This is a genomic window from Streptomyces sp. NPDC002130, assembly GCF_040296465.1.
GTDB lineage: Bacteria > Actinomycetota > Actinomycetes > Streptomycetales > Streptomycetaceae > Streptomyces.
Window position 1 is genome coordinate 23,309 of record NZ_JBEOXI010000015.1, and the last position, 25,482, is coordinate 48,790.

Sequence of the window (25,482 nt, forward strand, 5' to 3'; positions counted from 1 at the left end):
TCCGCCGCGACGATATTCACTGTCACAGACATGGAATCCGGTCGTCGTCTAAGTTCCTTCACACCGGGGTCTGGTTCTGACCCGGCGTCCAGTGACATTCGTGCCACGAGAAATGGGGAACCCATGGAGAAGACGCGGAAGGTCGAAAGCGCCAAGAATGCCGAACTGACCCCGAAGCCGGTGCAGGAGCAGGACCGGGTGAGCGCTCGGGAGAGCATCGAGCTGCGCATCACCGACCTGAGCAGCCCGGCGATGGTGGCGGGTCTCGCCCGCCGCTGCTGATCTCACCACCGACCATCCGCCGCGGGGAGTTCCACTTCCCCGCGGCGGGTGCGCGGAGGTTGTCCGGTACTCGGTTCGGCTGTTCGAGGAGCGTCGCGCATGGCACCCATTTCGCCCACACCCCTGCGTGTGCTGGACGGCTCGGCCGTCACCACGCTGGAGGACCTCGACGGTCCGGTGGTCGTCCGCGGCCTCCAGGACGAATGGCCGGCGCGAGAACTCTGGACCGTGGAGCATTTCCGCGGCCAGTACGGGGGACTCCAAGTCCCGGTGCGGGAGTACCCGGCGGGCTCTGAATACGAATATACGATTTCCGACGGCAGGCTCGCCGAATTCCTGGAGTATTGGGAGAAAAGCCCGGCGGACGGCTCCCTCGCCCGGGACCGGCGGTATCTCGCCGAATGGAATTTCGTTCGAGACTGCCCCGAGCTGCTCGACGACTTCAGCATTCCCGCCCTTTTCTCCGAGGACTGGATCGACCGGCTGCCGGAACAGGTTCGCTTCGGAAGAATGTGGATCTTCTTCGGTGAGCCCGGCTGCTCGACCGGACTGCACTGCGACACCTTCTCCACCAGTGCGTGGCTGGCCGTCCTCGCCGGCAGCAAGGAACTGCGACTGGTGACGCCCGAGGCGGGCAGGGCACTGCGGGCCGACGACAGCCTGTGGTCCGAGCGCACCCACGACGAGGTGCTGCGCAAGTCCGCCGACCCCTTGTACGAGGTGACCCTGCGCGCCGGTGACACGCTCTACATCCCCGGCGACTGGTACCACGAGGTCCGCAACCCCGAACGCAACCTCATGCTCACCGCCAACTTCGTCGAGGAGCGCAAACTCCTGTCGTTCCTCGCACAGTTCGAGACCCGTCTCACCGAGCCGCTCTCGATCCTCCGGCAGGCGCGCAACGACCGGCTCCGCACCTGGGCCGGCGGCGCCGGGCGGCACGACGAACTGGCGCGGCCGGAGTTCCGCGCCCGGCAGCTGGACTGGGTGCGCGGCATGACCAGCGAACTGCGCGAGTACGAGCGGGCCCTGCTGGACTGGGACGCCACGGACACCGGTGCGACGGAGGCGCCGAGCGGTGCCCGCTGAACCCGCCGCCTGCGTCACGGCGTTCGACTCCATGCCGGGCACGCTGGGCCAGCCCGGCTGGTGCGACCACAGCGGGCTGCAACTCGCTGCCCTGACCACGCGTCCGCTCGTCGCCCCCGGGGCCTGCGGGCCCGAGCCGACGGGAGCCAGGTCGTTCGACACCTCCGCCGACGGCCGCCGGCACGACTTCGCCCTCCGCCCCGGCGCCCGCTGGGCCGACGGGAGCCCGGTCACGGCCGACGACTACGCGCGCGCCCTGGACCGCGCGGTCGCCTCGGCCACCGTCACCGGCTACTGGCTGCGCCACGTGGAGCAGGTCAGCAGCCGGGGAGACCGTCTGCGCGTGCGGCTCGGGGAACCCGACCACGGCTTCCCCCTGCTGACCTCCCTCCCGGCACTCGCCCCCTACCGGACGCGTACCGACGGAGTCGGCCGGTACCGGATCGTGAGCACCGCGCCACGCACGATCGTCCTCGACCGGACCCCGCACACCCCCGGTGGCCCTTCCCGTGTGGTGCTGCGCCGGGTCAAGAGTCCTGAACGCAACCTCGAGGGATTCGCGGCCGGGCGCCTCGACGTCACCTCCGACACCGCATTCCCGCTGCACCGGGTCGCCGAGTTCGCCGGTCACCCGTCGTTGCGGGTGCGCCGGACCGGCATCGTCGTGGCGCTGTGCTTCGAGGGCGAACTGCTGCGACCGGAGGCGGAACGGAACCGCCACACCATCCGCGACGCGCTCACCGCCCCCGGTACCGGCGCCCTGCTGCCCGCCCCGCTGCTCCCACAGCACGGTTTCCTGCCCGTACGGGACTTCGACCGGGCCTTCCGCGACGCCGCGCGGAGCACGGCCCCCGCCCCCGTGCACTCGCCGAGGGGCCCGGCCCGGGCCCGCTACCGGCTCGCCTACGACACGTACTACCCCAACCGTGAACTCGCCCGCGCCGCCGCACAGATGCTCGCGGCCGCGGGTATCCGGGCGGACCTCGTACCCGACCGTTACGAGAACCGTTCCCGCACCGCCGACCTGCGGCTCAATCTCTTCCGGGGCCTGCGCTCCGACCCGCTCGGGGTGTACCGGGGTCTGGTCTTCCTGGAAGCACTGCGAACCCATGACGTGCTCGAGTCCTACCTGAAGGTGCTGCAGGCCTATGACAGCGCCCCGCAGACGCCCGCCTCCCTGGACGCGACCGTTGCGGAACTGGACGGCATCCTCGCTCGCCACAGTCTTTGCGTCCCCCTGGCCGAAGTCCCGGGCATCTTCCTCGCCCGGCAGCCGAAGGCCCCCTGGGAGTGGTCATGACGAACCAGCCTGTGACCGGCGGGCCGGCGGCCGGCGGACCCGGGGACGCCCGACCGGCGGCCCGCGCACCGCAGGACACCACGCAGCCGGCGCTGCGCCTGCGCTTCCCCGCCGGTGTCATGCTGCGCGCGGGCACGACCCTCGCCACCGGAGACACCGGGGAGCTCCTGGTGATCGGTGAACGGGGCTTCAGCGTCGAAGGGGCGGACCGGGCGCTGCGCGAGTGGGCGGCACACCTCACCGAAGGGCTGCGCTGGCCCGCCTCCGGCACGGTGCTCACCCCCGGGCAGGAAGCACTGCTGGCGGCGTTCGCCGCCCGCGACCTGCTCGTGCCGCTGCCGCGCACCGACACCACCGACGCGCACACCAAGCAGCGCCACTGGCTCGCGCACACCGGTACCGACCCCGACGCGGCCCAGGAACGCATCGGCCGGCACCAGGCCGTCGTCGTGGGCTGCGGCGGCACCGGGGCGATCGTCGCCACCCACCTGTGCGCCATGGGAGTGCGCAGGCTGCTGCTGGTCGATCACGACGTGGTCGAAGTGACCAACTTCAACCGGCAGTTCACCTACCGGCAGGCCGACCTCGGCAGGCCCAAGACGGAGGCCCTGCGGGACTTCCTGCTGGAACGTCACCCGCGGGCACGGATCGCCACCGCCGCGGTCTTCGCCGACGAGGACACGATCCCCGGCCTCGCCCCGTCCGGCCCCGGCGAGTGGACCCTGTTCTGCTGTGCGGACCGGCCGGTCGGCACCCTGGCCGCACTCCTGGCCGCGTTCGCCCGCGACCGGGGCGGATCGGTGCTCTTCGCGGCGGCGGGGCTCGACGAGGCCGCCGTGGGACCGCTGCTGAGGCCGGACGACACCGCCGCCCACCGTGCCTTCGCCCAGGAGATGGAAGCCGTGGCCGCCGTGGCCCGGAGCGCGATCACCGATCCGGTCATGAGCGCCTCGGTCGCTCCCGTCAACACCGTGACCGCGGCCTGGATGACCGGTGAGTGGCTGAACGGCGTGATCCTGGAACGCCCCACGCGCTCCCTGAACGCCCGGTTCGTCGTGGACCTGGGGAACTCGTCGACGTATGAGGAGAGAACGTGGCGTTGAACAGCTCCCCGGCCGCGCAGGCCCTGACGCTGGAGGTCCGGCACCGGCGGGAGGACGGCCCGCTGTCAGAACGGGCGTGGCAGCTGCGTGAGGTCTTCGGAGTGGAGACCGCCGAGGAGACGGTCGCCCTCCAGCCGGTCACCGTCACGCCCCGCGGCATCACCCTGATCACCGGGTTCAGCGGCACCGGCAAGTCCAGCCTGCTGCGCGAACTGTGCCGCCGCACCGACGTGCGCACCGTCGCCGACCTGCCGCCGACCGGCCCCACGGACCGGGTCGTCGACCTCTTCGACAGCGACGTCGAGGAGACGGTCTCCTGGCTCGGCAGGTTCGGCCTCGGCGAACCCCGGCTGATGATGTCCCGTCCCGAACACCTCTCCGACGGACAGCACCACCGGCTCACCCTGGCCCGCCTCGCCCACGGCGGACGGGGACTCATCGCGGTCGACGAGTTCTGCTCCAACCTCGACCGCACCACCGCCAAGGTCATCGCCCACAACTTCCAGCGGGCCTGCCGCTCCCTGGACATCGCCGCCGTCGTCGCCACCGCCCACGAGGATCTGCACGACTTCCTCTGCCCGGACGACCACGTCCGCCTCGACTTCGACGGCACGGTCCGCAAGACCACCGGCGCCCACCGGCCCGGCGAGCGCGTCGAGCAGTGGATCGAGGACGAGTTCACCGAGAGCGCGGGGGACCGGGCCGACTACGAACGGCTGGCCGGCTACCACTACCGCGCCGAGGACGAGCGGTGGATCGACTGGGAGAACCTGGTCACCGAGGTGCGCACCGTCCGCGTCCGCGGACTGCTCGTCGCCGTCAAGGTGTTCTGCCGGCCCTTCCCCCGCGAGTTCGAGGCGCTGCCGACGCTGCGCCGGATCAACGAGTCCGTCCTGTGCCAGGAGCGCGTCATCGTGCACCCCGCCTTCCGCGGGCTCTCCCTTAACGGGCGCATGTGGCCGGGCGCGGAACCCGGCGCCGTACCGCGACAGCGCATTCTCTTCGCGCAGTCGGCGCTCGGCCGGCTCTTCCCCTTCCACCTCCGCGCCGGCTACCGGCGGGTCGGGCACCCCTCGGAGACACCGGCCCAGGAGCAGCTCGACCTCGCCGAGGTGCTACGTCGTCACGACCCCGGCATCAACCCGAACTCCACGAAGGCCATCGCCGCCCTGCTGCGCGCCGTACCGGCCCACGCGCTGTCGGAGATCCGGGCCACGGCCGGCGCGGCCTTCGACCTCGCGACCCAGCGGCAGATCGTCTTCCTGGCGGAGCTGGCCGGCGCCGACGTACGGCAGGAGGACCTCGCGTTCGTGAGCCGGGCCTCCGCCGAAGCGGCGCGTGCAGCGGATCCGGACTCCCTGGCAGTGATGGTGGAAACGGCAACCCCCTACCGGATGGCGGGCTTCGTCCGCGAATGGGCCCCCGAGCACGGATGGCGCGTGGCAGCACATGGCAGCGATGATCACACCGGCACCCTCGCGGTCGCACACCACTGACCCGGGCGGCGCTGGTGCGACCGGCGCCCACCCGGACCTGGTGGCCCTGCGCGAGCGACTGAGGGAGACGGAGGACAGGGCCGGGGTCCGGGTCGACTTCTTCGTCGAACGGGTGCGCGGCACCGAGTGTTTCGTCCCCGACAGCGCGACCGTCACCGGGGAGCCCTACGAGCAGGCCGGCTTCGCTGTGCGGGTCCGGCATCGTGACGGCGAGGGGTACGTCGGCCTCAACAGCCTGTCCGGCGAAGCGTTCCGGCTCGGCCTGCGCGCCGCCGCTGACCGAGCCGGAGCCACGGGGTTCGGCACGGACGACCTGGCGGCCACGGTGCTGCGGGCCGCCCGCCATCTGGAGTCGCAGAGTTCCGGCGCAGCCGGCGCGCCGTCGGCGGAGCTGCTGCGTGCCGCCCGGTCGGCGGCTGTGCGCGCCGCACCCGGCACCGAGTCGGTGTCCGTCTCGTACTCCGGGGCCGACCGAGCATTCCTCCGGCTCGGGCCCGGGCTCGCACACCTGGAGACGGCGCAGCGACGGCACCTGGTGTCCTGCCGTGCCGTCATCGACGGCGCGGGCGGCCCGGTGGTCGGATACCGCAAGGCCGGAGTCCGCGACCTCGGTGTCTGGGAGTCCGGTCTGGACATCGTCCGGGTCGGGCGGGACGCGGGCCGTGCCGCCGCCGCCAAGACGACGGGCCGGCCGGTCGCCGAGCGGAACGTCACGCTCGTCATCGCCGCCGGGGCCAGCGGCGTACTCGTCCACGAACTCCTCGGTCACCCGCTGGAGGGCGACGTCGCCGCCCGCCGCCTGGCCGGGGTGTCCTGGCGCGAGGGTGACCGGATCGGCCCGGCCGGGCTGCACGTGGCCGACGACCCTGCCGACGGCTGGGGCGGTTTCGCCCATGACGACGAGGGCACCCCTGCCCGCCCGCAACAGCTGGTCCGGGACGGCACGGTGACGGCCTTCCTCGACGCCGCCGGACGACAGCGCCGGCAGTCGTTCCGGCACCCCCCGTCGACCAGGATGAGCAATGTGTACGTCGAGCCGGGTCCGGACGACCCGGCCGCGCTGACGGCGTCCGTCGGCCACGGCTTCCACGTCGCCCGACTGGGCGGCGGACGGGTGCACGCGGACGGCACGTTCGCGTTCGGCGCGGTGGACGTCCGCCGAATCCGGCGCGGCGCGCTCGCGGAGCCGGTGTCCGACGCCGTGGTCACCGGAAAGGTGGCGGCCGTTCTCAGCGGAATCCGCGGCCTCGGCGACGACTTCGCCATGGGGAGCCCGGCCGCCTGCGTCAAGTACGGCCAGGAGGTCCCCGTGGGAGACGGCGGACCCACGCTGCTCGTGACCGGCGCCGACATCGAGCCCGCCGACACCGCGTCCTGACGCTCCCGCGGCTCCGGCCGTCCATCGCCCACTCACCGCACGACCCAGTCGAGGAGACGACCAAGCACATGACCCGCTCAGACATAGTCATCGTGGGCAACGGGGTCCTCGCCCTCTCCACCGCCCTCGAGCTGACGCGCAGGGACGCCTCCCTCTCGGTCACCGTCATCGGCCCGCGCGACCGGGAGGGCGCGGCCACCGCGGCAGCCGGCGCGATGCTCAACTGCTTCGCCGAGATCACCAAGTACACGCTCGCCTCCGACGCCTCGCGTGCCAAGTTCGAGATGTGCCGGGACGCGATGGCCCTCTGGCCCGACTGGCTCGACCTGGTCTGCGAGGTGTCGGGGCGCGACCGGCCGCACACCGTCTCCGGCACCGTCGTCATCGAGAACGCGGTGTCCGGGGTCCTGGACTCGGAGAACTTCGACGCGATGCTGGACGCGGCCGCCAAGTACGGCGAGACGCACCAGCTCATCGGCCCGCGCGGAATCGCGGGCCTGGACCCCACCCCGACCGCCCGGCCGCTGCGGGCCCTGTTCCTCCCCGAGGAGGGCGCGGTCGACAGCGGTGCGGTGTACGAGGCGCTCAAGGCGGCCCTCGTCGCGCGGGGTGTACGGTTCGTCGACCAGCCCGTCGGAGCGCTCACCCGTGAGGGTGACCGGGTGACCGGTGCGACCCTCGCGGACGGTTCACACGTCCCGGCGGGTACGACCATGGTGGCCGCCGGAGCGTTCACGACCCCCCTCCTCGACACCGTGCTGGGCCCGCACGACGTACAGCCCGTGTTCTCCGGTACCGGCATCGCCACCGTGACCCACAGGCTCGGCGCCGAACAGTTCGGCCATGTCGTGCGCACCGTCAACCGGGCCGGTTCCTGCGGGCTGCACGCCGTTCCGTTCCCGGGTGGACGTGACTACGTCGGTGCGACCAACGTGGTCTTCGCGACCCCGCGCACCCGCCCCTCGGCGGGCCTCAGCCACTTCCTTCTGCAGTGCGCCATCGACCAGTTGAACAACGACTTCGCCTTCGCGCAGATCGACGAGTGGCGCGTGGGCAACCGCCCGGTCACCCTCGACACCTTCCCCCTGCTCGGCCCGGGACCCTTGGACGGGCTGCACATCGCGACGGGAACCTACCGGGACGGATTCCACAACAGCCCCCTGATCGCCCGGATCATGGCCGACGGCATACTCGCCGGCACCTCTCCGTACGACCACCCCTTCCGCCCTGAACGCCGCCCCATCAGCGTGTTCACGGCGGCTGAGAGCGCGGGGGAGACGGCGTACCAGGGAGCGTGCACCGGGTTCGAGGCCTCCCTCGTCCTGCCCCGGCTGTGGCGACACGACGCGGTACCCGCGCTGTTCGCCTCCGGCGCGGTGCGCATGTACGAGGATCTCGGCTCGTCCCACGGGTTGTCTCCCGATATCGTTCCGTTCCTGGTCGCGGGCGCGTTCAGCGAGGACGGCCCGGACCGGGACGCGTATCTGCGGGTGAAAAAGCTGCTCGCCGATCGGGGGGCCTCATCGGGACTGGAGACGGTGCGTTGACGACGGATTCGGGCGAGCTCGCGCGGGACAGCACCAGGGAGCCGGGCGACGCCGCGTCGTCCCTGCGTGTGGCGAAGAGCGTGTCCCGCCCCTTCTACCTGTACGCGGTGCTCGCCAACTCCCTCTTCCAGCGAGGGGTGTTCGTCCTCTATCTGGTCCATCAGGGTTTCTCCGCCGCCCAGATCGCCCTGTTGCAGACCCTCCTGTACATCGTCAGCGCACTGGCCGAGGTCCCGACCGGGTTCATCGCGGACCGGGTGGGCCGCAGGGCGAGCATCGTCATCGGGCAGGCGCTGATCGGCGCTTGTCTCATCGGTCAGGTGACGCTCTCGGGGTATGCCGCGTTCGTCGTGCTCTTCGCGCTCCAGGGCATCGGCATGGCCTGTGTCTCCGGCGCGGAGACCGCCCTGCTCTACGACCTCCTCAGGCGCCGCGGGGCCGAGACGCACTACGTGAAAGTCAAGTCCCGGTACGCGACGTTCGGCGCCACCACCATGGCGCTGGCCATCGCACTGGGAGGCAGCCTGCAGCAGATCTCCTGGGAGCTCGTCTATCTGGCATCGGCGTGCGCACTGCTGCTCGCGGCGGCGGTGCTGCTGACCCGGGTCCCCGAGATCCGCGGACAGGACGCCGCGGCACTCGACGCATCCGCGGAGGCGGCGGACGAGGAGGCGGGAGGGGCCTCCTCCGGCCCCGCCGCCTCGACCGAACGGGCGGGCGCCTCCCTCGGCAAGGCCGCCGTACTCCGGCACCTCACCCCCCGGCTGGCCTCGCTGGTCGTGGTGTCCGCCCTGATGCACGCCACCATGACCCCGTACTTCATCTTCACCCAGGAGTCGCTCAGCCATCAGGGCACCGCCACCACACTGGTCAGTGTGGTGATGGCGGCCGGCTACCTGATCGGCGGCTTCGCCCCGCTGCTGGCGGACCGGGCGGACCGGCGGCTGGGGGTGCACCTGCTCGTGCCGCTGACCTTGCTGGTCCTGGTCGCAGCGCTCGGGTTCACCGGCCTCGGCCTGACCTGGCTCACGGTCGCTGTGTTCCTGCTCGCCGTCGGAGCCCCGGACATCACCGCGGTGGTCGTGGACAACGTCTTCAACGAGGCCGTTCCGTCCCGCTACCGGGCGAGTCTGCTGTCCATCATCACTTTCGTGGAGTCCCTGCTGATCGGCTGCGGGTACCTCGCCCTGGGATGGCTGGTCGACCGGGCCGGGCCTAGTCACGGCCTCGCCTGGTACGCGATCGTCCCCGCACTGGCTCTCGCGCTGAGTGTTCCGGCGCTGCGGAAGGGGACGTGGGTCAAGAGCGAGACGACGGGCTGACCCCTGCCGCGGGCGGCCCGACGCCGACGGCCGGCGACCGCAGCAGGGCCGCCGTCACCAGCAGGGCCCCGCCCAGGGCCATCAGCACCAGCCGGTGGCTCACCAGCTCCACCAGGGCCGCTCCGGCGGCCAGCCCGACCACGTTCGGTGCGTACACCGCGGTGTCGGCCGTGGCCGTGACCCGGCCCAGCAGCGCACCGGGTGTCTCGCGCTGCACGGACGTCAGAGCGGCGATCAGCACCGCGGGCAGCCCCATGCCGATCGCCGCGCTGCACACCAGCGCCACCGGGTCGGACGGCACCGCCCTGAGCGCCACCGCGAGAGCCAGCAGGGCGATGCCGGACGCCGCGAAGCGCCTCGCCCCCAGCCGGCGCAGGGCGGGGCCGCAGAGCAGACCGGCCGCGACCGAACCGGCGCCCTGCACGGCGTACAGCACGCCGGTGTACGCGGGGGAGTGCCCGAGGTCGTCGACCACGGCGTACACCATCGCCCCGTTCAGGCCGGCACACAGCATCGTGGCCCCGCCCGCCAGGACCAGTGGGCGCAGCACCGGGTGCGTCCACAGGTGCCGGACGCCCTCGGCGGTCCGCTGCCGACCGCTGCCGGTGGGCGGCGCGGGCCTGTCCTCCCGTACCCGCAGCAGCGCGTACAGCCCTGCGGCCAGCACGAACGTCGCCGCGTCCAGGAGGGCGACGCTCGCACCGCCGTACGCCGCGCAGAGGCCGGCACCCGCCAGCGGGGCCAGGAGTTTCATGCCCTCGGTGGCGGTCATGCGCAGGCCGTTGAAGTCACCGAGCAGGGACGGCTCGATCGCGGTCGCCACGAGCGCCGACTCGGCCGCGTCGTGGACGACGCCCGCCGCGCCGTACACGAACAGCACCGCGTACAGCAGCCACAGGTCGCCCGGGCCGTCGACGCTCAGGAGGGTGAGCAGCAGGGCGGCAAGCAGCAGGTTCACGCCCATCAGCAGCGGTTTGCGGCGGCCCCGGTCGGCGAGGGTGCCCAGCAGCGGACCGGCCAGGGTCGGCAGCCACATGGCCAGCATGCACAGTGCGGCCAGGCCGTCCGAGCCGGTCAGGTCCTTGACCCACACGCCGGACGCCAGCCACAGGGCCGAGGTGCCGAAGCCGGAGACCACCACGCCGCAGAGGTAGAGCCCGGCGTCGCGGTCACGCAGGACGCGCACGAGGGACCAGGTCGTCTTGGTCGTCATGCTTGGTCATCGTGCGGCTAAGGACGGGAGGAGCGGATCGGGCAGGTGCACTAGAAAAACGGATCCTGGCGGGCAGAAGCGGATCGCGACGGGCAGTAACGGGCCCTGGCGGGCAGAAGCGGATTCCGGCGGGCAGAAGCGATCGCGACGGGCAGAAACGGACTCCGGCGGGTTAAACGGATCCCGGTGGGCAGCAACGGGCCAAGACAGGCAGAACGGGCCCCGCGTGCAGAAACGCCCCCCAGCGGGCGATGAGTTTCGCGGTCGGCGTCGGTCCACCCCTCAGGACCACACTCCGGAGGAGCACGCATGACCGACACGACCGGTACGACCCTCGACCTCGGACCCCAGACGGAGGCCCTGGCTCAGCTCGTGGCCGGCGTCGGTGACGAACAGCTGGCCGGGACGACTCCCTGCCCCGAGTACGCGGTGCGCCACCTGCTCAGCCACCTGGCGGGACTGTCCGCCGCCTTCCGTGACGCAGCCCGCAAGGACCTCGGCGCCACGACCGACACCAGCCCGGACTCCGCACTCCCCGACCTCGCGCCCGGCTGGCGCGAGGAACTGCCCAAGGTCCTCGCCGAACTGGCCGAGGCCTGGCGCGACCCGGCCGCCTGGACCGGCATGACCAGGGCCGGGGGCGTCGACCTGCCCGGCGAGATCGCGGGACTCGTCGCCGTCGACGAACTGGTGATCCACGGCTGGGACCTGGCCCGCGCCACCGGACAGCCGTACCACCCCGACCCGGCCGCGCTCCGGACCTGCCACGAGTTCCTCGCCGCTTCCGCCGACGACCCCCAGCGCGATGCCATCTTCGGGCCGATCGTCACCGTCGACGCGGCCGCGTCCCTGCTGGACCGTGCGGTGGGACTGAGCGGGCGGGACCCGGGGTGGACGCGCGCCGTCTAGGACGTGTCCCGTCAGAACGCACCACCCCAGACGGCACTTCATAGAAAGCGATTGCACCTTCCTCTGTCGAAAGCATTGACGAACCCCACGCGCCCTCCTACCGTCATCGCGTCGTACTTCGTACGTCATATATGAGACGCGATACGCGAGATCCGATACGCGATCCACCGAGACGCGAGATCCGAGAGGCGCGCATGACCTCTGTGCCCACGCCGATCCCCTCCCGCACGCAGTTCGTGCTGGAGGGGATCAAACACCGCATCCTCACCGGGCAGCTGACGCCCGGGCAGGCGCTGGTCGAGACCGAGCTCGCCGCCCAGTTCGGCGTGTCGAAGACCCCGGTGCGCGAGGCGCTCAAGACCCTCGCCGGCACCGGGCTGGTCGTGATGAGCCAGTACAAGGGCGTCACCGTGCGCCTGGTGGACGCGGACATGGCGCGCGAGGTCTACGACGTACGGCTGCTGCTGGAGCCCGAGGCGCTGCGGCGGGCCGTGCAGCGCGGGGCCTCCCTGGACGTCGCCCGCGAGGCGCTGACCAGGGCCGACGCCGCCACCGACACCGCCGAGCGCTCCCTGGCCAACCGGGAGTTCCACCGGGCCCTGTATCTGCCGTGCGGCAACCCGCTGCTCGGGCGGATGCTCGACGAGGTCCGCGACCAGGCCGCCCTGGTCTCCGCGGTCGCCTGGGCCGCCTCGCCCTCCTGGGAGCGGGAGGCCGGCGAGCACCGGGAGATCCTGCGGCTCGCCCTCGACGGCGACGCCGACGGCGCGGCGCGAGCCCTGCACGCCCACATCGCGTCCTTCGTGCAGCGCGCTTTCCCCGAGGCGGGACTGGAACAGGAAGGTCAGGAATGAGCAGCGTGGCGTTCGAGACCCAGCGGGCGGCCCTGGCCGACGTGGTGGCGATCCCGGTGACCCCGTTCGCCGAGGACGGCTCCGTCGCACAGGACACCCACCGGGCCCTGCTGCGCCGCCTGCTCGACGGCGGTATCACGACCCTCACCCCGAACGGCAACACCGGCGAGTTCTACGCCCTGACCCCCGAAGAGCGGCGATTCGTCACGGAGTTGACGATCGACGAGGCCGGCGAGCGGGCCGTCGTGCTGGTCGGAGTGGGACACGACGTCCCGACCGCCGTCGCCTCCGCCCGGCACGCCCGGGAGCTCGGCGCGCAGATGGTGATGGTCCACCAGCCCGTCCACCCCTACGTCTCGCAGGCCGGCTGGGTCGACTACCACCGCGCCATCGCCGAGGCCGTGCCCGAGCTGGGCGTCGTGCCGTACATCCGCAACGCGCAGCTCACCGGGGCCCGGCTCGCCGAACTCGCCGACGCCTGCCCGAACGTCATCGGCGTGAAGTACGCCGTCCCCGACGCGGCCAGGTTCGCCGCGTTCGCCCGGGACGCGGGCCTCGAGCGGTTCGTGTGGGTGGCGGGGCTCGCCGAGCCGTACGCCCCTTCCTACTTCTCCGCCGGTGCCACCGGTTTCACCTCGGGGCTGGTCAACGTCGCCCCGGCCGTCTCACTGAACATGATCGAGGCGCTGCGCTCCGGCGACTACCGGGCCGCCATGAAGGTCTGGGAGCAGATCCGCCGCTTCGAGGAGCTGCGCGCGGCCAACGGCTCCGCGGACAACGTCACCGTCGTCAAGGAGGCCCTGGCCTCCCTCGGGCTGTGCCGCCGCGAGGTCCGCCCGCCGAGCCGCACGCTCCGGGAGGAGCAGCGGGCCGAGGTCGCCGCGATCGCCGCGGGGTGGTCGATATGACCGGCAGGCTGCGTCCCGAGGAGCTCAGGAGCCACCAGTGGTACGGCGCCGAGGGGCAGTTGCGCACCTGGTCGCACAACGCCCGCATGCGCCAGCTCGGTTACGAGGCGGAGGAGTACCGGGGCCGCCCGGTGATCGCCGTCCTGAACACCTGGTCCGACATCAACCCCTGCCACGTCCATCTGCGCGAGCGGGCCGAGGCGGTCAAGCGGGGGGTGTGGCAGGCCGGCGGCTTCCCGCTGGAGTTCCCGGTCGCCACGCTCTCCGAGACGTACCAGAAGCCGACCCCGATGCTCTACCGCAACCTCCTCTCCATGGAGACGGAGGAGCTGCTGCGGTCGTACCCGATCGACGCGGCCGTGCTGCTCGGCGGCTGCGACAAGTCGACGCCCGCGCTGCTCATGGGCGCGGCCTCCGCCGACGTGCCGTCGCTGTTCGTGCCCGCGGGGCCGATGCTGCCCGGACACTGGCGCGGGGAGACCCTCGGGTCCGGCACCGACATGTGGAAGTACTGGGACGAGCACCGCGCGGGCAACCTGACCGACTGCGAACTGCGGGAACTGCAGGGCGGGTTGGCCCGGTCGCCCGGTCACTGCATGACCATGGGCACCGCGTCGACCATGACCGCGGCGGCCGAAGCCCTCGGCATGACGCTGCCGGGCGCCTCCTCGATCCCGGCCGTCGACTCCGGGCACGAGCGCATGGCCGCGGCCTCGGGACGCCGTGCCGTGGAGCTCGCCTGGACCGCGCTCAAGCCGTCCCGGATCCTCACCCGCGAGGCCTTCGAGGACGCCGTCACCACGGTGCTCGGGCTCGGCGGCTCCACCAACGCCGTCATCCACCTGATCGCGATGGCGGGGCGCTGCCAGGTCGAACTCACCCTCGACGACTTCGACCGCATCGCCCGCACCGTGCCGGTGCTCGCCAACGTCCGGCCCGGCGGACAGACCTACCTCATGGAGGACTTCCACTTCGCCGGCGGTCTGCCCGCCTTCCTCTCGCGGATCACCGACCTGCTGCACCTGGACCGGCCCACCGTCAACGGAACCCTCGCAGAGCAGATCGAGGGCGCCGTCGTCCACGACGACGACGTCATCCGCACCCGCGAGAACCCGGTCGCCGCCGAGGGCGGGGTCGCCGTGCTGCGCGGCAACCTCTGCCCGGACGGTGCGGTCATCAAGCACATCGCCGCCGAGCCGCACCTGCTCAAGCACACCGGCTCCGCCGTCGTCTTCGACGACTACAAGACCATGCAGCGCACCATCAACGACCCGGAGTCGGGCATCACCGCCGACAGCGTCCTGGTGCTGCGCAACTCCGGACCCAAGGGCGGCCCCGGCATGCCCGAGTACGGCATGCTCCCCATCCCCGACCACCTGCTCAAGCAGGGCGTGCGGGACATGGTCCGCATCTCCGACGCCCGGATGAGCGGCACGAGTTACGGCACCTGCGTGCTCCACGTGGCCCCCGAGTCGTATGTGGGCGGCCCGCTCGCCCTGGTCCGCACCGGCGACTCGATCACTCTGGACGTCGAGGCGCGCACCCTCCACCTCCATGTGGACGACGAGGAGCTGGAGCGGCGCAGGGCGGACTGGGCTCCACCGCCCACGCGGTACGAGCGCGGCTACGGCGCGCTCTACAACGAGCAGATCACGCAGGCCGACACCGGCTGCGACTTCGAGTTCCTGGCCCGCCCGGGCAAGGTGCAGGACCCGTACGCGGGCTGATTCGGCCCACCCCGGGGGCGCGGGGAACTGCGCGAGCAACCACAACGCGCCCGCCGCCGCCACGAAACCGCAAGAGGCACTCCGCACCGCGAGATCCAGGCGGACACCGGCACATCGAGAAAGCGCTTCCTGTTCCACAAAAGCAAGCCGTACCGAGATCGGAGACCCTGTCATGGCCCAAGCCGCAGCCGTGGCGAAACCGCCCGCGCCACCCCGGCGGCGCCGTGCCTCCGCCACCCCGCGCAGGCTCCCGTACCTGCTGATCGCGCCGGCCGCCCTGCTCATGCTGGGGTTCATCGCCTACCCGGTCATCAGCGTCTTCTACTACAGCCTGCAGAACTACAACCCCACCAAGCCGTGGCGGAACGGCTACGCGGGCTTCGACAACTTCGTCCACGCCTTCACCGAGGACCCCGTCTTCTGGGACACCCTGGTCTTCAGCGCCAAGTGGGTCGTCGTCGAGGTCGGCCTCCAGCTGCTGTTCGGCCTCGCCCTGGCCCTGATCGTCAACCAGACCTTCGTGGGCCGGGGCCTGGGACGCGCCCTGGTCTTCTCCCCGTGGGCCGTCTCCGGCGTGCTGACCTCCGCGATCTGGGTGCTGCTCTACAACTCCCAGACGGGCATCACCCGTTACCTCGCCGACATGGGCATCGGCTCCTACGGCACCAGCTGGCTGTCGGACACCTCGACCGTGTTCCCGGCGGCGGTCGTGGCCGACCTGTGGCGCGGCGTGCCCTTCTTCGCGATCCTCATCCTGGCCGACCTCCAGTCCGTCTCGAAGGACCTCTACGAGGCCGCCGAGGTCGACGGCGCGAGCCGCATCAAGCAGTTCTGGCACATCACGCTTCCGCACCTGAAGGACGCCATCATCCTGTCCACGCTGCTGCGCGCGGTGTGGGAGTTCAACAACGTCGACCTGCTGTACACCCTGACCGGCGGCGGACCCGCGGGCGAGACGACCACGCTGCCGCTGTACATCGCCAACACATCCGTCGACGCCCACAACTTCGGCTACGCGTCGGCCCTGACCACGGTGGCGTTCGTGATCCTGCTCTTCTGCTCGATGGTCTACCTGCGCCTGAGCAAGTTCGGAGGCGAGAGCAAGTGAGCGTCAAGGAAGCCACCAAGACGGTGCCCACCCCCGCGCCCGCCACCCCCGAACCCCCGCGCCCCGCCAGGGGCAGGCGCGCCTGGGACGAGGCACCCCGCTGGCAGATCTACCTGCCCCTGGGCATCTACCTGATCTTCACCCTCATCCCCTTCTACTGGATCCTGCTGTTCTCGCTGCGCCCGGCCGGCTCGACGTCGCTCGTGCCCTGGCCGATGACCTTCGACCACTTCGAGAAGGTGTGGACGGACCGCGACTTCGGCACCTACTTCACCAACAGCGTGCTCGTCGGCGTCGCCACCCTGCTCATGACGACGCTCGTCGCGCTGGCCGGCGGCTACGCCCTCGCCCGGTTCGACTTCAAGGTCAAGCGGGCGTTCATGCTGGCCCTGCTGTGCTCCCAGTTCGTGCCGGGCGCGCTGCTGCTGGTCCCGCTGTTCGAGATCTTCGCCGAGCTCCAGATGATCAACTCGCTCGGCAGCGTCATCCTCGCCGAGACGGTCTTCCAGCTGCCGCTGTCGATGATCCTCATCAGCAACTTCATCAAGAACGTGCCGTACTCCCTGGAGGAGGCGGCCTGGGTCGACGGCTGCAACCGGATGACGGCCTTCCGGATCGTGGTGCTGCCGTTGCTGCGGCCCGGTCTGATCGCCGTCGGCTCCTTCGCCTTCGTCCACTCCTGGAACCACTTCCTGTTCGCCCTGATGTTCCTGAACAACCAGGACAAGCAGACGATCCCCGTCGGCCTCAACTCCCTGATGAGCGCCGACAGCGTCGACCTGGGCGCGCTCGCCGCGGGCGGCATCATCGCCGCCGTGCCGGTGGTGATCGTGTTCGCCTTCATCCAGAAGTGGCTGATCACCGGGTTCAGCGCGGGGGCGGTGAAGGGATGAGGGGCAGACACCTGGCCGTCGCGGCCGGGCTGCTGGGGGTGCTCTGCGTGCCCGCGCACGCCGAGGCCCGGGACATCGGCCGCGACACCCTCCCGGCGAACGACGGCTGGGCCGCGTACGGCTCCGGCACCACCGGAGGTGCCGCCGCAGACGACGCCCACGTCTTCACAGTCACCGACCGGGCCGGACTCGTCCGCGCCCTCGACGGCGGCAGCGACATCCCGAAGATCATCAAGGTCGCCGGGACGATCGACGCCAACACCGACGACGACGGCGACCGTCTGGACTGCGCCGACTACACCACCGGCGGCTACGGCCTGAAGAAGTACCTCGCCGCCTACGACCCCCGCACCTGGGGCTCCGCCAAGCCCAGCGGCCCCCAGGAGGAGGCCCGCCAGGCCTCGGCCGCACGGCAGGCCGAGCGGATCGTGCTGCCCGTCGGCTCCGACACCACGATCGTCGGCCTCGGCGACTCCGCCGTCCTGAAGGGCGCGAGCCTCCAGGTGCGGAACGCGGACAACGTGATCATCCGCAACCTCGACGTGCGCGACGCCTACGACTGCTTCCCCGTCTGGCAGCCCAACACGGGCGGCCTCGGCGACTGGAAGACGGCGTACGACAACATCTGGCTGACCGGAGCCACCCATGTGTGGGTGGACCACGTGACCCTGAGCGACAAGGGCCACCCCGACGCGAAGGAACCGACCTACTTCGCCCGCAACCACCTGCGCCACGACGGCCTGCTGGACATCACAGGCGGCTCGGACCTCGTCACCGTCTCCTGGAGCCGCTTCGCCGGCCACGACAAGGCGATGCTCATCGGCAACGGCGACACCGCCACCGGCGACCGCGGCAAACTCCGCGTCACCCTGCACCACAACGCGTTCGAGTCCGTCGTCCAGCGCGCCCCGCGCGTCCGCTTCGGCCAGGTCCACGTCTACAACAACCGCTACGACATCACCGGCGACCACCACCGCTACTCCCTCGGCGTCTCCACCGAGTCGAGGATGTACGCCGAGAACAACGCCTTCCACGCGCCCGGCCAGGTGGAGGTCGCCGACCTGGTCAAGAGCTGGAACGGCAGCGCCCTGCACCAGAGCGGCACGCTCTTCAACGGCTTCCCGGTCGACCTGCTCGCGGTCTACAACGCCTACAACTCGGGCAGCGAGCGCGACCTGACGGCCCACGTCGGCTGGACGCCCACCCTGCACGGGCGGATCGACAGCGCCGCGGCAGCCGACCGGGCGGTGGCCCGCGGCGCGGGTGCGGGGAGGATCCGGTGACCGGCCGCATGATCGATGCCATGAACACACCTCTGCCTGTCGTTCTCGCCGGTGCCCGGGGCCACGGCCGCTGGCACGTCGAGAACATCCGCCGGCTCCAGAAGCAGGGCCTCGTGCGGCTCGTCGGGGTCTGCGAGCTGACGCCACTGACCGAGGAGGAGCTCGGCGACCTCGGTACGCCCGAGCAGTCCGCCGACTTCGGCGCCCTGCTGGACTCCACCGGCGCGCGGATCGCCGTGATCTGCACCCCGATCCCGACCCACACCGACCTCGCCCTCACGGCGGCCCAACGAGGCGTGCACCTCCTCCTGGAGAAGCCGCCCGCCCCCTCCTACGCCGAGTTCCGCCGGATGGCCGACGGGGTCGCCGCGGCCGGGGTCGTCTGCCAGATCGGCTTCCAGTCGCTGGGCTCGCACGCCCTGCCCGCCATCCGCGAGATGGTCACCGAGGGCGCGATCGGACAGCTGGTCGGCCTCGGTGGGGCCGGTGCCTGGGTACGCGACGAGGACTACTTCCGCCGGGCGCCCTGGGCGGGCAAGCGGCGGCTGAACGGCGTCGACGTGATCGACGGGGCGCTGACCAACCCCCTCGCCCACGCCGTCGCCACCGCCCTCGCCCTGGGCGGCAGCACCCGCGCCGAGGACGTCACCGGCATCGAGACCGAACTGCTGCGCGCCAACGCCATCGAGTCCGACGACACCTCCTGCGTCCGGATCACCACCGCGCAGGGCCACCCGGTCACGGTCGCCGCGACCCTGTGCGCCGAGGAGGCGGACGAACCGTACGTGCTCGTGCACGGCAGCAGCGGCCGGATCACCTTCTGGTACAAGCAGGACCGCGTGCTGCTCCAGCGCGCGGGACACGGCCCGCAGGAGTCCGAGCACGGCCGCACGGACCTGCTGGAGAACCTCGTCGACCACCTCACCACCGGCGCGGACCTGCTCGTCCCGCCGGACGAGACCGGCGCCTTCATGAAGGTCGTCGAGGCCATCCGCACCGCACCCGACCCGGCGCCGCTGCCGGACTCCGCCTGGCACCGCGTCCCCGAAGAGAACCGCCGGGTGGTGCCCGGCATCGACGGGCTCGTCGCGGCCGCCGCCGACACCCTCTCCCTCTACTCCGAACTCGGCGCCCCCTGGGCGCACCTGTCGAACGAGGTGAGCACCCGATGACCAGCAACGGCACAGCGATCCTGCGCGTCGCGGGCCGGCCGGTCGGCCGGTACGTCACCCGGCCCGAACTGCCGGCCCGGCTCTCCCCGCGCCCCTATCTGCACCCCGTCACCACCCTGTCCGGCACGGCCGTGACCGAACTGACCCCGGCCGACCACGCACACCACCTCGGCGTCGGTGTCGCCGTTCCCGACGTCGAGGGGTTCAACTTCTGGGGCGGACGCACCTACGTCCGCGACCAGGGCCCGGCCGAGCTCGACAACCACGGCTCCCAGCGGCACATCGCGTTCCAGCTGCGCGACCCGGACGGCTTCGTGGAGGAGCTGCGCTGGGTCGCCGCGGGCGGCGAGCTGCTGCGCGAGCGCCGCACGGTCGCGGCCACCGAACTCACCGACCAGGCCTGGGCGCTGGACCTCACCTTCTCCCTCACCAACGTCACCGGGAACCCGCTGTCCATCGGCAGCCCGGCGACCAACGGACGCCCGGGCGCTGCCTACGGCGGCTTCTTCTGGCGGGCCCGCAAGGAGTCCTCGGCACCGGAGGTCTTCACGGCCGGATCCGACGGGGAGGAGAACGTCCACGGCCGCCCCGCCGACTGGCTCGCTCTGCGGGGCGGCACCTGGACGCTGGTCTTCGCCGGCGCCACCGAACAGACCCGACACGACCCGTGGTTCGTACGCACCGAGGAGTACCCGGGCGTCGGCTCCTCCCTGGCGTACGACGAGAGGGTGCCGGTCCCGCCGGGCGGGACCGTGGTGCGCCGGGTGGTCACCGTCGTCGCCGACGGCCGTCTCGACCGGGACGCCGCGGCGGCCCTCGTCCGCAAGGCGGTGAGCCCGTGACCTCCGGGACCTACCGCAACCCGATCCTGAACGCCGACTGGTCCGATCCGGACGTCGTCCGTGTCGGTGACGACTTCTACCTGACCGCCTCCAGCTTCGGCCGCGCCCCAGGCCTGCCGCTGCTGCACTCCCGGGACCTCGTCAACTGGACCCTGGTCGGCCACGCCCTCGACCACCTGGAACCGGCCGAGGAGTTCGCCACGCCCCGGCACGACTGCGGCGTCTGGGCCCCGTCCCTCCGGTATCACGACGAACGCTTCTGGATCTTCTGGGGCGACCCAGACCAGGGCGTCTTCCACATCAACGCCCCGCAGATCAGGGGCCCCTGGACCCGGCCGCACCTGCTGAAGGCGGGCAAGGGGCTGATCGACCCCTGCCCCCTGTGGGACGACGAGACCGGCGAGGCCTACCTGGTCCACGCCTGGGCCAAGTCCCGCTCCGGCGTCAAGAACCGCCTCACCGGCCACCGGATGCGCCCCGACGGCACCGGACTCCTCGACGAGGGCAAGGTGATCGTCGACGGTGACCGCATACCCGGCTGGTTCACCCTCGAAGGCCCCAAGCTCTACCGGCACGACGGCTGGTTCTGGATCTTCGCCCCCGCCGGCGGTGTGGAGACCGGCTGGCAGGGCGTCTTCCGCTCGCGCGGCTTCTTCGGGCCGTACGAGGAGAGGATCGTCCTGGAGCAGAAGGACACCGACGTCAACGGCCCCCACCAGGGCGGCTGGGTGCGCACCCCCTCCGGCGAGGACTGGTTCCTGCACTTCCAGCAGCGCGGCGCCCACGGCCGGGTCGTCCACCTCCAGCCCATGAGCTGGGGCCCGGACAACTGGCCGGTGCTCGGGGACGACGGCGCCCCCGTCGCCGAACACCGCCGCCCCGCCCTGCCGCCGCAGCCGCCCGCCGCGCCCGCCACCGACGACGACTTCCCCGGCGGGCGGTACGGCCGCCAGTGGCAGTGGACGGCCAACCCGCAGGACGGCTGGGCCACCCAGCACTCCGGCGACGGGTTGCGGCTCACCTGCGTCCGCTCGACGGACGCCCACGACCTGCGGAAACTGCCCCACGTGCTGACCCAGCGACTGCCCGGCGCGCCCTGCACCGCCGAAGTGGAGCTGCGTCTGGACAGCGACGAGCCCGGGGCCCGGGCCGGACTCGCGGTCCTCGGGGACGCGTTCGGCTGGATCGGACTCCAGCGCGGTACGGACGGCACGGTCCACCTCGTGCACCGGTTCGCCGAGGCCGTGGCGGAGGGCGAACGCGACGCCGCCCACCCCCGGCTCGCCCCGGAGGGCCGGGCCCGGCTGCGGATCGAGATCGGCGCGGGCGCCCGCTGCCGCTTCTCCGCCGACGTCGGCGACGGCTTCCGGCCATCCGGTCCCGTCTTCACCGCGACCCCGTGGCGCTGGGTCGGCGCCCTGCTCGGCCTCTTCGCCCTCGCGCCCGCCGGCCAGGGGCACGCCGGAGCGGCGGCCTTCACCCGGTTCCGGATCAGCGCCACGTAACACACCCCTGTCGTAAGCCTGTTGGGAGCCGCAATGACGCACCTCCGTAGCAAGCGCTTGTCAAGACCGGGGCGGCCCGGCACGGTCCTGGCCGCCGTGCTCGGCCTCGTCGCCGCGCTGAGCCTCGGGGCGATCGGGGACGCCCACGCGGCGCCCCCGGCGCCCCCGGCGCACCCCGGGCCCGCCGCGGACCGCTGGACCGACCGGCCGCACGGCTTCGCCTCCCTCGCCGGAGGCACCACCGGCGGGGTGGGCGGCAAGGTCGTCACCGTCACCGACCAGGCCGCCCTGGCGAAGTACGCGGCGGCCGAGGAGCCGTACGTCATCCGCGTCAAGGGCACCCTGGAAATGGAGCCCTTCGGCAGGGAGATACCCGTCGCCTCGGACAAGACCATCATCGGCGTGAGCGACACCGCCGAGATCGTGCACGGCGGCTTCACCCTCGACCCCGGCACGCACAACGTCGTCATCCGCAACCTGACGATCCGCGACACGGCCATCGAGGGCGACTGGGACTGCAAGGAATCCGACTACGACGGCATCCGCCTGGACACCGCCCACCACGTGTGGATCGACCACATACGGTTCTCGCGGATCTGCGACGGGCAGCTCGACATCCGCAAGGACAGCGAGTACGTCACCGTCTCCTACAACCGGTTCACCGACAACAACAAGACTTTCGGCATCGGCTGGACCCCGAACGTCACGACGCAGATCACCGTCGACCACAACTGGTTCCGCGGCACCAAACAGCGCAACCCGTCCGCCGACAACTGCGCCTACGCGCACCTCTACAACAACTACCTGTCCGGGCAGCTGTCCGACGGCGACCCGGTCTGGACGTACGGCAACTGGTCGCGCGGCAGGACGAAGATGGTCATCGAGAACAGCTTCTACGACGGCGTCCAGCACCCCTACCAGGCCGACGCGACGGCGGAGCTGGTGCAGCGCGGGTCGGTCCTGCGGAACACGACGGGCCGGCACGACGCGTGGGGCACGGCGTTCGACCCGCGGGAGTTCTACACCTACCGGCTCGACCCGGCCGCCGCGGTGCCCGCGCTGGTGAAGCGGTTCTCCGGGCCGCAGAAGCGGATCGGCGGGCCGGTCACGCTGCACGTCCCGGGCGACCATCCGACCGTGCAGGCCGCCGTGGACGCCGTCCCCGAGGGCAACGACACCCCGCTGGCCATCGCCGTAGCGCCGGGCACCTACCGCGAGGAGGTGTTCATCCCCGCGAGCAAGCCGAACATCGAGCTGCGCGGCACCGGACGGGACCGCTCCGACACCGTCATCGTCTTCGACACGCCGGCCGAGTACGGGGGGTCGACGGGCAGCGCCACCGTCCGGATCGCCGCGAACGACGTCACCGCACGCAACCTCACCTTCAGCAACGACTTCGACGAGGCCGCGCACGAGCTGAAGGGCGAGCAGGCCCTGGCGATGAAGACGACCGGCGACCGGATCGTCTTCGAGGACACCGCCTTCCTGGGCAACCAGGACACCCTGATGACCGACAGCCCCAAGCTGACCACCGTCAGCCGGGTCTACGTCCGCGACTCCTACATCGAGGGCGACGTCGACTTCGTCTACGGACGGGCCACGACCGTGATCGAACGGTCGGTGATCCGGGCGCTGAGCCGCGGGTCGGACTCGAACAACGGCTACATCACGGCGGCTTCGACGTGGAAGGGCAACCCGTACGGGTTCCTGATCACCAAGTCGAAGATCGTCAGCGACGCCCCCGCCGGGACCTACCACCTGGGGCGGCCCTGGCACCCGGGCGGCGAGCCGGACGCGGTCGCCCAGGTGCTGATCCGGGACACCCGGCTGCCCGCCGCGGTCAAGTCCTCGCCGTGGACCGACATGAGCGGGTTCTCGTGGAAGGACGCACGGTTCACCGAACACCGCAATTACGGCCCGGGCGCGACGGTCACCGCCGACCGTCCGCAGATGAGCGACCGGGACGCGCGCTCCCACACCGTCACCGCCTACCTGGCGGGCACCGACGGCTGGGCGCCGCACACCCGCCACTGACCCTCCACACCCTCAAGTTCCGCAGGATCCAGAAGAAGAGAGCCGACCAATGAAGATCAGCAATCGCACCAGCAGCAGAGGCGGGCGCCGGACCTCGGCCGCCGTCGCCCTCGGGGCCGTGCTCGCGCTGACCGCGACCGCCTGCGGCGACGACGGCAGCGGAGCGGGCGGCGACAAGGGCGCCGACGGCAGCGGCAAGGGCAAAATCGTCTTCTGGGACAACAACGGCGGCGTCCGCACGGAGATCTGGAAGGAGGTCATCGCCGACTTCGAGAAGGCCAACCCGGACATCAAGGTCGACTACGTCGGGATCGCCTCGACCGAGTACCAGTCGAAGGTCGACACCGCCCTCCAGGGCGGAGGCCTGCCGGACGTCGGCGGGGTGGGCGCGGCGATGCTCGCGGGGTTCGCCGCGCAGGGCGCGCTGGAGCCGCTCGACGAGCGACTCGGCAAGTCGTCGCTGAACGGCAAGCTCAACAAGGACATGGTCGAGTCGCTGAAGGCCGCCGGCGGCGGGGACGACAAGCTGTACTCGATCCCGACCTCCGCGAACAACGGTGTGCTGTACTACCGCACCGACCTGTTCAAGAAGGCGGGGCTCCAGGAGCCCACGACGTGGGACCGGTTCTACGAGGCCGCGAAGAAGCTGACGAACGCCGGCAAGAACGAGTTCGGCTACACCATTCGCGGTGGTGCGGGTTCCATCGCCCAGGCGCTGGACGCCATGTACGGGCAGTCCGGCATCACGTCGTTCTGGGACTCCAGTGGTGAGAAGACCACGGTCAACGACCCCAAGAACGTGGCGGCGCTGGAGAAGTACGCGGCGCTGTACAAGAAGGTCACCCCGGCCGCCGACCTCAACAACGACTTCACGAAGATGGTCGCGCAGTGGGATTCCGGCACGATCGGGATGCTGAACCACAACCTCGGGTCGTACCAGGACCACGTGAAGGCGCTCGGGCCCGAGAAGTTCCGGGGCATTCCGCAGCCGGTCGGGGCCTCCGGGAAGCGGGTGCAGGTGTCCAACCCGGTGGACGGGCTGGGGCTGTTCAAGAGCGGCAAGAACAAGGACGCCGCCTGGAAGTTCATCGAGTTCGCCACGTCCAGGGCGGAGAACTCGAAGTTCAACGAGGCGGCGGGGCAGGTGCCGTCCAACACGGACGCGGCGAAGGACGCGTGGATCTCGAAGGCCGAGCCCACGAAGCTGGCCGCCGACGCGTTGTCGGACGGGTCGACGACGATCGTGCAGCTGCCGTACTACCTGCCGGACTGGAACACGATTTCCAAGGCGGACAACGAGCCGAATTTCCAGAAGGTGCTGCTCGGGAAGATGAGTGCGAAGGAATTCCTGGACACGATGGCTGAGCAGCTGAATTCCGCGCAGGAGGAATGGAACCAGCAGAACGGGTAGTGCTGGATTTCGCCGTGGGGCGGCCTGTGGTTGCAGGGTGCGGGCCGTCCCGTGGTTGTTCGCGCAGTTCCCCGCGCCCCTAAGTGAGTTACACACACCCCCGTTG

The 25,482-nt window shown here is 71.3% G+C and carries 21 protein-coding genes; 20 read left to right on the forward strand and 1 reads right to left on the reverse strand.

From position 1 onward, the window contains the following. The first annotated feature begins 123 nt into the window (after positions 1 to 123). The 8 genes from ABT116_RS04735 to ABT116_RS04770 all read left to right on the forward strand — a co-directional run bounded on the left by ABT116_RS04735 (position 124) and on the right by ABT116_RS04770 (position 9,517). Complete coding sequence (locus ABT116_RS04735) at positions 124 to 282, forward strand: hypothetical protein (RefSeq protein WP_351627773.1); 159 nt, start codon at positions 124 to 126, stop codon at positions 280 to 282. 99 nt (positions 283 to 381) lie between these two features. Continuing rightward, the gene (locus ABT116_RS04740; RefSeq protein WP_351627774.1) at positions 382 to 1,371 is read left to right on the forward strand and encodes a cupin-like domain-containing protein; all 990 of its coding nucleotides are present in this window, start codon (positions 382 to 384) and stop codon (positions 1,369 to 1,371) included. Further along, positions 1,361 to 2,671 carry an ABC transporter substrate-binding protein gene (locus ABT116_RS04745; protein WP_351627777.1) on the forward strand — a complete coding sequence of 437 codons (1,311 nt, stop codon included), beginning with the start codon at positions 1,361 to 1,363 and terminating at the stop codon, positions 2,669 to 2,671. The genes ABT116_RS04740 and ABT116_RS04745 overlap by 11 nt, the downstream gene beginning before the upstream one ends. Next, positions 2,668 to 3,774, forward strand: coding sequence for a HesA/MoeB/ThiF family protein (locus ABT116_RS04750; protein WP_351627779.1), 1,107 nt, complete (start codon positions 2,668 to 2,670; stop codon positions 3,772 to 3,774). The genes ABT116_RS04745 and ABT116_RS04750 overlap by 4 nt, the downstream gene beginning before the upstream one ends. After that, the gene (locus ABT116_RS04755; protein WP_351627782.1) at positions 3,765 to 5,270 is read left to right on the forward strand and encodes a hypothetical protein; all 1,506 of its coding nucleotides are present in this window, start codon (positions 3,765 to 3,767) and stop codon (positions 5,268 to 5,270) included. Before ABT116_RS04750 ends, ABT116_RS04755 begins: the two co-directional genes overlap by 10 nt. Continuing rightward, complete coding sequence (locus ABT116_RS04760) at positions 5,224 to 6,648, forward strand: TldD/PmbA family protein (RefSeq protein WP_351627784.1); 1,425 nt, start codon at positions 5,224 to 5,226, stop codon at positions 6,646 to 6,648. The genes ABT116_RS04755 and ABT116_RS04760 overlap by 47 nt, the downstream gene beginning before the upstream one ends. A 68-nt stretch (positions 6,649 to 6,716) precedes the next feature. Beyond that, on the forward strand, positions 6,717 to 8,195 hold the full coding sequence (locus ABT116_RS04765) for an NAD(P)/FAD-dependent oxidoreductase (RefSeq protein WP_351627787.1): 1,479 nt from the start codon (positions 6,717 to 6,719) through the stop codon (positions 8,193 to 8,195). Beyond that, positions 8,192 to 9,517, forward strand: a complete 1,326-nt coding sequence (locus ABT116_RS04770) for an MFS transporter (RefSeq protein ID WP_351627794.1) — start codon at positions 8,192 to 8,194, stop codon at positions 9,515 to 9,517. Before ABT116_RS04765 ends, ABT116_RS04770 begins: the two co-directional genes overlap by 4 nt. Here the strand turns inward: ABT116_RS04770 and ABT116_RS04775 are convergent. Further along, the gene (locus ABT116_RS04775; RefSeq protein WP_351627797.1) at positions 9,495 to 10,730 is read right to left on the reverse strand and encodes an MFS transporter; all 1,236 of its coding nucleotides are present in this window, start codon (positions 10,728 to 10,730) and stop codon (positions 9,495 to 9,497) included. The two genes, ABT116_RS04770 and ABT116_RS04775, sit on opposite strands and share 23 nt — an antisense overlap. 309 nt (positions 10,731 to 11,039) lie before the next feature. On the opposite strand from ABT116_RS04775, the gene ABT116_RS04780 reads away from it, so the two are divergent. From ABT116_RS04780 to ABT116_RS04835, 12 genes are all read left to right on the forward strand, one after another. Next, on the forward strand, positions 11,040 to 11,639 hold the full coding sequence (locus ABT116_RS04780) for a TIGR03086 family metal-binding protein (protein ID WP_351627799.1): 600 nt from the start codon (positions 11,040 to 11,042) through the stop codon (positions 11,637 to 11,639). Positions 11,640 to 11,833: 194 nt separating this feature from the next. Further along, positions 11,834 to 12,493 carry a GntR family transcriptional regulator gene (locus ABT116_RS04785; protein ID WP_351627802.1) on the forward strand — a complete coding sequence of 220 codons (660 nt, stop codon included), beginning with the start codon at positions 11,834 to 11,836 and terminating at the stop codon, positions 12,491 to 12,493. Beyond that, positions 12,490 to 13,401, forward strand: a complete 912-nt coding sequence (locus ABT116_RS04790) for a dihydrodipicolinate synthase family protein (protein ID WP_351627805.1) — start codon at positions 12,490 to 12,492, stop codon at positions 13,399 to 13,401. Before ABT116_RS04785 ends, ABT116_RS04790 begins: the two co-directional genes overlap by 4 nt. Beyond that, on the forward strand, positions 13,398 to 15,128 hold the full coding sequence (gene araD, locus ABT116_RS04795) for an L-arabinonate dehydratase (protein WP_351627808.1): 1,731 nt from the start codon (positions 13,398 to 13,400) through the stop codon (positions 15,126 to 15,128). Before ABT116_RS04790 ends, araD begins: the two co-directional genes overlap by 4 nt. Positions 15,129 to 15,300: 172 nt before the next feature. Beyond that, a complete protein-coding gene (locus ABT116_RS04800) occupies positions 15,301 to 16,236 on the forward strand; it encodes a carbohydrate ABC transporter permease (protein WP_107458689.1) in 936 nt (311 codons plus the stop codon). Continuing rightward, the gene (locus ABT116_RS04805) at positions 16,233 to 17,129 is read left to right on the forward strand and encodes a carbohydrate ABC transporter permease (RefSeq protein ID WP_502983818.1); all 897 of its coding nucleotides are present in this window, start codon (positions 16,233 to 16,235) and stop codon (positions 17,127 to 17,129) included. Before ABT116_RS04800 ends, ABT116_RS04805 begins: the two co-directional genes overlap by 4 nt. Continuing rightward, a complete protein-coding gene (locus ABT116_RS04810) occupies positions 17,126 to 18,412 on the forward strand; it encodes a pectate lyase family protein (RefSeq protein WP_351627811.1) in 1,287 nt (428 codons plus the stop codon). Before ABT116_RS04805 ends, ABT116_RS04810 begins: the two co-directional genes overlap by 4 nt. A 20-nt stretch (positions 18,413 to 18,432) precedes the next feature. Further along, on the forward strand, positions 18,433 to 19,584 hold the full coding sequence (locus ABT116_RS04815; RefSeq protein WP_351627814.1) for a Gfo/Idh/MocA family protein: 1,152 nt from the start codon (positions 18,433 to 18,435) through the stop codon (positions 19,582 to 19,584). Beyond that, entirely contained in the window at positions 19,581 to 20,426 is an 846-nt protein-coding gene (locus ABT116_RS04820) for a DUF6807 domain-containing protein (RefSeq protein ID WP_351627816.1), read from the forward strand. Before ABT116_RS04815 ends, ABT116_RS04820 begins: the two co-directional genes overlap by 4 nt. Next, positions 20,423 to 21,931 (forward strand): glycoside hydrolase family 43 protein, encoded by a 1,509-nt coding sequence (locus tag ABT116_RS04825; protein ID WP_351627818.1) that lies wholly within the window; start codon positions 20,423 to 20,425, stop codon positions 21,929 to 21,931. Before ABT116_RS04820 ends, ABT116_RS04825 begins: the two co-directional genes overlap by 4 nt. 33 nt (positions 21,932 to 21,964) lie before the next feature. Further along, entirely contained in the window at positions 21,965 to 23,965 is a 2,001-nt protein-coding gene (locus ABT116_RS04830) for a pectinesterase family protein (RefSeq protein WP_351627821.1), read from the forward strand. Positions 23,966 to 24,014: 49 nt separating this feature from the next. Then, positions 24,015 to 25,376, forward strand: a complete 1,362-nt coding sequence (locus ABT116_RS04835; RefSeq protein WP_351627824.1) for an ABC transporter substrate-binding protein — start codon at positions 24,015 to 24,017, stop codon at positions 25,374 to 25,376. The last annotated feature ends 106 nt before the right edge of the window (positions 25,377 to 25,482 follow it).